The sequence below is a fragment of the Microbacterium sp. SA39 genome, assembly GCF_000967865.1.
Taxonomy (GTDB): Bacteria; Actinomycetota; Actinomycetes; order Actinomycetales; family Microbacteriaceae; genus Microbacterium.
The window spans coordinates 1-8,043 of record NZ_JXRU01000011.1 but is presented as its reverse complement, the minus strand read 5'-3'; the positions used below and the strand labels follow the sequence as shown (position 1 = coordinate 8,043).

Genomic DNA, 8,043 nt, shown 5'->3' with positions numbered 1-8,043 from the left:
CCTACGCCCTCCCACCCGATCGCTTCCGGCTGTCGCCGCCGTCGGCATCCTGCTCGCGCTCTCGGGATGCGCCGGCCCGATGACGCCGGATACGGATGCACCCGACTCGGGCGCATCGTGGTCGACCCCGCCTGCGGGCGGCATTCCCGACTACCAGCTCGGCGGGGCATACGACCCCGCGTCCGGCGTGACGATCGTCGGTCGCGATCGCTCGGCGGAGCCCGCTCCCGGCGTCTACTCCGTCTGCTACGTGAACGGGTTTCAGACGCAGCCGGGAGAGTTCGACACGTGGGATGCCGACCTGCTGTTGCAGCGCGACGGAGACAGCGTCTTCGACCCCGACTGGCCGGATGAGGCGCTCCTTGACACCTCGACGCCCGACAAGCGGACCGCGATCGCCGCGCAGGTGATCCCGTGGATCGAGGGCTGCGCGGATGCCGGCTTCGACGCGGTCGAGTTCGACAACCTCGACACGTACACCCGCTCCGATGGTGCACTCGCGCTCGAGGACAACCTGAGCCTCGCCGCCGCCTTGGTCGACGCGGCGCACCGCGTGAGCCTCGCAGCGGGCCAGAAGAACTCGGCCGAAGACGCCGCCGTGCTGCACGAGGACGCCGGCTTCGACTTCGCCGTCACCGAGGAGTGCGCCGCGTACGAGGAGTGCGCCGCGTACACGGCGGTCTACGGGGACGCCGTGCTCGACATCGAATACAGCGACGAGCTGCCGCGGTCGTTCGGCGAGATGTGCGCGGACCCGTCGTCGCCCGCTTCGATGGTGCTGCGCGACCGTGACCTGCTCACGCCGAGCGCCGAGGGCTACGTGTTCGAGACCTGCGCGGGCTGATGCCAGATGAACGCGGCCGTGTCAACGGTCGCGTCTTCCGGCGCCGCGTGCGCGAGTCTGGAGATCAGCGATCGCGCGTACCCGCTGACATGGATCCGACGAGAGGACACTCCATGACCAACCCCCTCAGCTATCCCGAGGACTCCGGACCCTTCGACGCCGCGGCCGAGGCCGCTGCCGAGACGCCCGGCGACGACAAGGTGTTCACTGCAGACGACGGCATCGATCATGAGGCAGGCGAGACGGACCCGCTCGAAGAAGAGGACTGACGCGGCGGACAGCCGCCGATCGGCGGGCCGACCGCCCGACTAGGCTGACCTCGTGACGAGGACGCGGGGGGCGACGCGAGCGGCCGCCGATGTGCGGGATGCCGCTGCCGGCGCGGCGCGCACCGTCTTCAGCCGGCGCGCCGTACCGCTCTGGATCGCCGCCGCGGTGGTCGTCGCCCTTCTCGCCGGGTTCGTCATTTTCGGCGGTCTCGCCCCGGCATCCCGAACACCGGCGCAGGTGCCGGCAGGCGACGAGGTGCGCACCTCGCTCTACCGCATCGCGGTGCTGGATGCAGAGCTCACCGACACGGTCGAAAGTCAGTTCCTGGAAGCCGAGCCGGGCGAGACGCTGCTCGTCCTGACCGTGCTCCTGGAAAACCTGTCCGATCACGCAGTCGGCGTCGAGCGCTCGGCCGATCGGGCCGAGTCCCGGATGATCGTGGGGCGCGAGCCCCTGCTCGAACTCTCCGGCATCACGTCCACCGGAACCGCGCGATCCTGGCGCACGGACGGTTCCACGCGCGCGATGATCCTGCAGCCCGGTGTCGCCGCTGAGGTGTCGATCGCGTGGCCCGTCGCGGATGACGAGGCGACGGCGGCCCTCGACTCAGGTGCCGCGCGACTCGACGTGCACGACGCGGTCGAGCAGTCGGGACAGGTCATCCTCGCAGCGTCGACGATCACCTGGCGCCGCGCCGAGCTCCAGGCCCAGCTCGACCTGGAGGTGACGCAGTGAGCCGCCGGAAGAGCACGGCAGCGCCCTGGGCAGTCGGCGCCGGGCTCGTCGTGATCGCCGCGCTGGTCACCACCGCGACGCCGCCGGAAGCGGCCCTGCTCGACCCGTTCGAGGTGCGCGCCAGAGAAGACGGGGTCGCCACGTCGCGCACGCTCACCGCCGCGGTGGTCGACGTCACCCGCACCGCGCGGCTGACCATGCCCGGGCTGGAGTGGGAGGCCGAGGGCAACTGGCTGGTCGTCGAACTCAGCGTCGCCGCCCCCACCACCGAGGTGGACGCGGCGATCGGCGTGGCCAGCCTGCTGATCGACGGCCGGCTGTTCCAGGCGAGCGAACGCCCTCCGGCGAGCCTCGTCGACACCGACCTTCGCGTCGGAACCGACACCATCGGGATGCTGGCGTTCGAGCTGCCGGAGGATCTGCGCGCCGGAGTGGGAGAGCTGCGTCTCAGCGGCCGTTATCCCACGCCCGAGCTCGATGACGTGCTCGTCTTCCCGATCGACCTCGATCAGGCTCTCACCGAGCCCTCCGTCGAGATCGAGGAGCCTCGTCTGGGGGCGCCGTGACGTCGTGGTGGCGACGGCAGCGCGTCGCGCTCATCGCTCTCGCGGTGGCTGTGGCGGCAGTCATCGGCGTGCATGTATGGTTCGATGTGCTGCCGGGATCGGATGAGCCGCGCGTCATCGAGGCGCAGGAGCGATCCGCCGTCATCGCGGGCCAGAACCTCACTGTCGACTCCGCGCGCTGGAGCGAGTTCGAGGCTCCTTCGGGCTCTCGGACGCTCAGCATCCGCGTGGATTCGGACGGCGGGCCGGATGCGACGACCTGCGGTCTCTTCACTCTCGCCGAAGCGCAGGGGGACCGGGTCTGGGCGAACGCGCGCAGCGCGTTGGACGTGCCGTACGAGGCGGGCGAGTCGTACTGCCTGGAGGAGTCAGGCCCCTACGCCATCCTTGCCGTGTTCCTGCTGCCCGACGATGCCGGGGGACCATTTCTGCTCGACATCCCCGGGGACGACGAGATCGCCCGGTTCGTCGTCGAGCCCTGACACCCGCGTTCCCATCTCGGCCCCCGGGTGGCCGATCACGGCGTCGAACGCCGTCGCGACGATGGCGACCCGCAGCGGCTCGGCGACCACCCCGACGGCGATGAGCAGCAGCGGGAGGAAGCTCGACCAGAAGTCGGTGTCCTGCCCTCCGACGAGGCCGAGCACCGCCCGTGTTCCGGTCTGCTCGAGCCAGGCCCAGAGCGCGTAGGCGAGTGCCAGGCATCCGAAGACCACCGGTCCGCCGCGCCAGATCAGGGCGACCGCGGCCCACAGCTCCTCGAAGCGCTGCGCCACGATGCGGGTCAGGCGCGACACCGCACCCTTCGGTGACTCCTCGAACCGTCGCAGCACCGGTGGTGTCGAATCGAACGCTGTGCCGTAGGTGACACCGGCGATGGTCAGCCAGGCAGCGGGCACGAAGACGGCCGCGACGAGGATGCCGACGAGCCACACCGCGCCCTCCCAGACGGCGGCCACCGGGGCGAGGTTCGCAGCGAACCAGTCGCCGATGCCCTGCAGCCACACGACGCCTGCCCGTTCGCCGATCCACTCCTTGGCATCGGCCCACCACTGACCCACCAGGGTGAAGAACATGAAGGTCCAGAGCACCTCGGTGTAGGCGGCGACGACCAGCGTCCATGAGGGCAGTCGTCCGCCGAACCGGGCGAGCAGGATGCGGACCGCGAGGGCGATCACCAGCACCGCGACCGGCAGCACGCCGATCGATACGATTCCGCCGCGATCGCCGAGCTGGTCGAGGTCGTACCCGGCGTCCCGCAGCGCGATGCTGCTCGCGATCCGGAAGAACGCGATGAGATCGGCTTCGAGCATGCCCCACGCGGCGGAGAACGCGAAGAACGGGAGGATCGCAGTGAGGATGGCGTGGGCGAAGCGCCGGGGACCGGACTTCTCGTCGACATCATCGCCGACAGCTCTGTCGTCGATCGATCCATGGGGCAGCGAGGGCCGCACCGTGAGGTACATCGCGACGTAGGAGATCAGGCGTGCCGCGACCGCGAGCGGCAGCAGCAGCAGACCGCCGAGCGTGGTGAGCCCGCCGACGAACCCGGCGAGCTGCAGCAGAAGTTGGTGCACGGCCTCGCCGCCGAGGTACCAGGCCACGAGTGCGGGCCAGTGCCGCGCGAGGATGCGCCCGAAGGTGCGGAGGGCCTGGAGCATGCCCCCACCGTATCGGGCCGGATGCTGCGAACGTCGGCACACCCATGTCATGGACCATCCGCGGGGCGCGCGTCAAGTCCCTTCGGCGCGAGCGATCCCGGGGGCAGGATGGCGTCATCGCATCGACAGGAGCACCGAAACAATGACCGCCACCGCGCTCGTCCCCGACACCGCCGTCCCGTTCGCCGCCCGGGGTCCGCTCAGCGACGCCGTTCTCCGCGGCCTCACCGGTGCCGGCGGCGACCCCGACCACTCGGCACTCGCGATGACCGCGGTCTCCGAGACGGCCGACATCGCCCGCGACGACGACATCCAGCTGGCCCTGTTCCTGCTGTACTGCTCGGCGTACGGTTCGCTGCCCGACCTCGACCCCGGCCTGGAGTGGGATCCGCACCTGATCACGACGCGTCGCATCCTCGAGGATGCGTTCGAGCGGGCGCTGCGGGAGAGCGTGCCGATGCCCGAGCTGCCCGACCCGACGGTGGATGCCGTGGGGCGCTCGCTCTTCGCCCTCGCCGCGGCCGACACCGGCCCCAGCCTGTCCCGTTACTTCGCGAAGAAGGCGACCCGGGAGCAGGTCGAGGAGATGCTCATCCAGCGCTCTGTGTACACGCTGCGCGAAGCGGATCCGCACTCGTGGGCCATCCCGCGCCTGACCGGCCGCCCCAAGGCCGCGCTCGTCGAGATCCAGTCCGACGAATACGGCGGCGGCCGACCGCACCGGGTGCACGCCACACTCTTCGCGAATGCGATGCGCGCCGCCGGTCTCGACGCCACCTATGGCGCCTATGTCGACGACGTCCCGGCGATCACCCTCGCCTCGTTCAACATGATGTCGATGTTCGGACTCAACCGAAGGCTGCTGGGCGCGATCGTCGGTCATCTCGCCGCGTTCGAGATGACCTCGTCGATCCCGTGCAAGCTGTATGCCGACGGTCTCCGCCGGCTGGAGTTCGACCAGGACGTCGTGGAGTACTTCGACGAACACATCGAGGCGGATGCCGTGCACGAGCAGATCGCCGCCCGCGACCTCGCGGGCGGTCTCGCCGAGGACCGGCCGGACCTGCTCGCCGACATCATGTTCGGTGCGGCCGCGTGCCTCACGATCGACGGCTGGTCCGGTGCGCACATGCTCGACGCCTGGGCCGCCGGCGAGTCCTCGCTGCGCCGGGGGGCGATCTCGTGAGTGCCATCCCGGAGTCGACGACGATCACGCCCTACCCCGACGGGCCGCTGCTCGTGCGTGGCGAGATCGAACTGCGAACGCCCGAGGGAGAGATCATCCGTCCGCACCGCCGCACCATGGCGCTGTGCCGGTGCGGGCTCTCGATCATCAAGCCGTTCTGCGACGGCACGCACAAGGCAGCAGGTTTCCGCACGGAGGAGTGAGGCGCACAGAGGGATTCGCACAGAGGAGTGAGGAGAGAACGATGACCGAAGAAGAGCACAGTCCCGCCGCGCTGCGCGTGGCCTTCTGGTCCTGGACCGCGATCATCTCAGTCGGACTCGCGGTCATGATCATCCTTCCGTTGGCGGGGAGGTGAACCGGATGCGCCGCTTCGTCAGAGACTCGGGTCTCACTCTCGTCTTCCTCGCCATCTTCGTGCTGGCGATCGTCGGGCAGTCGTTCGCCGGCCTCGCGCAGAACAATCAGGAGCTGATCGAGCACGGGCAGCCCACGGTCGGCTATCTCGAGTTCGTGACGTCGTCGGACTTCCTGGTCGACGTCGCCGAGAACTGGCAGTCCGAGTTCCTGCAGTTCTTCCTCTTCATCCTCGCCACGATCTGGTTCATCCAGCGCGGCTCTCCGGAGTCGAAGAAGCCGGGAGACGAGGGTCTCGGGACGGACGAGGACCAGCTTGTGGGCCCGTATGCCAGGGACGATTCGCCGCGCTGGGCGCGGGTGCGCGGCATCCGTCTCTGGATCTACTCGAACTCGCTCCTGGTCGCGATGGGCGTCATCTTCCTGCTCTCGTGGCTCGCGCAGTCGCTCGCCGGTCACGTGGTCGCGAATGAGGAGAACGCGCAGCACGGGCTGCCACCGGAGACATGGCTCGACTACGTCATGTCGGCGGAGTTCTGGAACCGCACCCTGCAGAACTGGCAGTCGGAGTTCCTCGCGGTCGGCGCCATGGTCGCCTTCTCGATCTATCTGCGTCAGCGCGGGTCGAGCGAGTCCAAGCCGGTCGGGGTGCCCCACCACGTCAGCAGCGTCGAATCCGAATGACCACTGTCGAATCCGAATGACCACTGAAGGAGACAGCATGTCGCAACCTCAGAGCAGCATCGACCTCGAACCCCGCCGGGCGATCGTGACCGGGGCGGATTCCGGCATCGGCCGCGCGACCGCCGTGGCGCTCGCAGCGGCCGGCATCGACGTCGGGATCACCTGGCACAGTGACGAGCAGGGCGCAGAGGAGACCGCCGAGGAGGTGCGCAGCCACGGCGCCCGTGCCCTCGTCGCCCGGCTCGACGTCTCGGACGTCATCGGATGCGGGGGCGTGATCGACGGGTTGATCCACGAGCTGGGCGGTCTCGACGTGTTCGTCAACAACGCCGGCACCGGCACCGACACGCCCTTCCTCGACATCTCGCTCGAGGAGTGGAATCGAGTCATCGACACCGATCTCACCGGTGCGTTCGTGTGCCTGCAGCGCGCTGCGCGCGCGATGGTCGCAGCAGGGCGCGGAGGTCGGCTGATCGCGGTGACGAGCGTGCACGAGCACCAGCCGATGGTCGGCATGAGTGCCTACGACGCCGCGAAGCACGGGCTCGGCGGGCTCATGAAGAACCTCGCCCTGGAGCTCGGGTCTGCGGGTATAAGTGCCGTCAGCGTCGCCCCGGGCGAGATCGCGACGCCGATGACGGGCCAGGCCGATGAGGATCCGCATCGGGTGGATCGCCCCGGAATCCCCCTCGGCCGACCGGGCGACGCTCGTGAAGTCGCGGCGCTGATCGCGTTCCTGGCCTCGCCCGAGGCCGCCTATATCTCGGGAGCATCGATCGCCATCGACGGAGGGATGTTGCAGATGGGGCCTCAGGCCGGAGCCGCGATCGAGTCGCATGGGTGGCGTAGCGTCTGACGGCTGGCATGCGGGACCGGCCTCTGTCACCACGGCGATAGCCCTCCCTCTGGTTCATGCGGTGGCGAGGTGTCGGGGGATGCTCGGTCGTGGTGTGCGCCAGTGGCCGTGGGGGTCCCACCAGGCGGGTCCGCGGATCTCGGGGACGCCGTTGTTCATGCGGATCTCCCACCCGGACGTGTCGAGGGATCGGTGGTGCCACCAGCACAACGGGACCCCGTTATCGGTATGGGTCGGTCCGCCGCGGGCGTGTTCGGTGACGTGGTGGATCTCGCACCAGGATGCGGGGACGTGGCATCCGGGGATGAGGCATTCCTTGTCGCGGGCGATGATCGCTCGGCGTTGGTGGACGGTGAACACCCGGTCGGTGACACTGATGCCCACGATGCGTCCTTCGTCGAACAGCACCCGCTGAATGGTCCCGGTGCACGCGGTGTGCGCGGCGACATGCAACGGGACCGGGGACTGGGACCCGGCAAGCGTCGCCCATCCCCTGCCTGCGGCGAGGTCTTTCGCATCCACGTGCACGACCAGCGTCGGCGACGCCCCACCCAGAGACGGCATGTCCTTGTGCCGCGCCGCGATACTGAACGCCGCGGCCAGAGCGTCGTGTCGTTTCTGTGCGGCGGAGCGCCGATCGGGTGGCTCCGGCTCCCGCTCGGACTCGGTCTCCGGTTCGTCGCTGGCATCCGCGCCGTCGCTGTCTTCGAATTGCACTCCGGGTTGCGGGGCTCCGTCGGTCTTGGGGTTGCCGTACGCGTCGAACACGGCCTGTATCTGTGCCGCGACATCGGGGAGCACGTTGCCCCGCACCGCGTGCAGCCCGTTGCGGAGACGCCCGATCGTGAAGAACCGTTGATCCTGCGCACCCCGATCCGACGGCT

General features: G+C 69.3%; 11 protein-coding genes. 9 read left to right on the top strand and 2 right to left on the bottom strand.

The window, feature by feature from the left end; genetic code table 11:
* Nucleotides 1–46: 46 nt before the first annotated feature.
* From RS85_RS00150 to RS85_RS19400, 5 genes are all read left to right on the top strand, one after another.
* Nucleotides 47–844 (top strand): endo alpha-1,4 polygalactosaminidase, encoded by a 798-nt coding sequence (locus RS85_RS00150; protein WP_046011390.1) that lies wholly within the window; start codon nt 47–49, stop codon nt 842–844.
* Nucleotides 845–957: 113 nt separating this feature from the next.
* On the top strand, nt 958–1,113 hold the full coding sequence (locus RS85_RS19635; RefSeq protein ID WP_160298597.1) for a hypothetical protein: 156 nt from the start codon (nt 958–960) through the stop codon (nt 1,111–1,113).
* Between the two features lie 52 nt (nt 1,114–1,165).
* Nucleotides 1,166–1,849: a hypothetical protein gene (locus tag RS85_RS00145; protein WP_152642290.1), complete on the top strand. Its 684-nt coding sequence runs from the start codon at nt 1,166–1,168 to the stop codon at nt 1,847–1,849.
* Nucleotides 1,846–2,415: a hypothetical protein gene (locus RS85_RS18830; protein WP_052703233.1), complete on the top strand. Its 570-nt coding sequence runs from the start codon at nt 1,846–1,848 to the stop codon at nt 2,413–2,415. Before RS85_RS00145 ends, RS85_RS18830 begins: the two co-directional genes overlap by 4 nt.
* Nucleotides 2,412–2,897 (top strand): hypothetical protein, encoded by a 486-nt coding sequence (locus RS85_RS19400; protein ID WP_152642289.1) that lies wholly within the window; start codon nt 2,412–2,414, stop codon nt 2,895–2,897. Before RS85_RS18830 ends, RS85_RS19400 begins: the two co-directional genes overlap by 4 nt.
* Here the strand turns inward: RS85_RS19400 and RS85_RS00135 are convergent.
* A complete protein-coding gene (locus RS85_RS00135; protein ID WP_046011388.1) occupies nt 2,784–4,076 on the bottom strand; it encodes a hypothetical protein in 1,293 nt (430 codons plus the stop codon). The genes RS85_RS19400 and RS85_RS00135 overlap by 114 nt on opposite strands.
* A gap of 142 nt (nt 4,077–4,218) precedes the next feature.
* On the opposite strand from RS85_RS00135, the gene RS85_RS00130 reads away from it, so the two are divergent.
* The 4 genes from RS85_RS00130 to RS85_RS00115 all read left to right on the top strand — a co-directional run bounded on the left by RS85_RS00130 (nt 4,219) and on the right by RS85_RS00115 (nt 7,159).
* A complete protein-coding gene (locus RS85_RS00130) occupies nt 4,219–5,262 on the top strand; it encodes an iron-containing redox enzyme family protein (protein ID WP_046011387.1) in 1,044 nt (347 codons plus the stop codon).
* On the top strand, nt 5,259–5,465 hold the full coding sequence (locus RS85_RS19930; RefSeq protein WP_046011386.1) for a CDGSH iron-sulfur domain-containing protein: 207 nt from the start codon (nt 5,259–5,261) through the stop codon (nt 5,463–5,465). The genes RS85_RS00130 and RS85_RS19930 overlap by 4 nt, the downstream gene beginning before the upstream one ends.
* Nucleotides 5,466–5,625: 160 nt before the next feature.
* The gene (locus RS85_RS00120) at nt 5,626–6,303 is read left to right on the top strand and encodes a DUF6766 family protein (RefSeq protein WP_046011385.1); all 678 of its coding nucleotides are present in this window, start codon (nt 5,626–5,628) and stop codon (nt 6,301–6,303) included.
* A gap of 37 nt (nt 6,304–6,340) precedes the next feature.
* Complete coding sequence (locus RS85_RS00115; protein WP_046011384.1) at nt 6,341–7,159, top strand: SDR family oxidoreductase; 819 nt, start codon at nt 6,341–6,343, stop codon at nt 7,157–7,159.
* Between the two features lie 54 nt (nt 7,160–7,213).
* On the opposite strand, the gene RS85_RS00110 is transcribed toward RS85_RS00115, so the two are convergent.
* On the bottom strand, nt 7,214–8,043 hold an 830-nt coding region (locus tag RS85_RS00110), incomplete at its 5' end, for an HNH endonuclease signature motif containing protein (RefSeq protein ID WP_046011383.1).

What these genes read in the sequence shown, in the direction of transcription:
- RS85_RS00135 (WP_046011388.1), bottom strand. Translation starts at nt 4,076, where the DNA reads ATGCTCCAGGCCCTCCGCACCTTCGGGCGCATCCTCGCGCGGCACTGG.
- RS85_RS00115 (WP_046011384.1), top strand. Translation starts at nt 6,341, where the DNA reads ATGTCGCAACCTCAGAGCAGCATCGACCTCGAACCCCGCCGGGCGATC.
- RS85_RS00120 (WP_046011385.1), top strand. Translation starts at nt 5,626, where the DNA reads ATGCGCCGCTTCGTCAGAGACTCGGGTCTCACTCTCGTCTTCCTCGCC.
- RS85_RS19635 (WP_160298597.1), top strand. Translation starts at nt 958, where the DNA reads ATGACCAACCCCCTCAGCTATCCCGAGGACTCCGGACCCTTCGACGCC.
- RS85_RS00130 (WP_046011387.1), top strand. Translation starts at nt 4,219, where the DNA reads ATGACCGCCACCGCGCTCGTCCCCGACACCGCCGTCCCGTTCGCCGCC.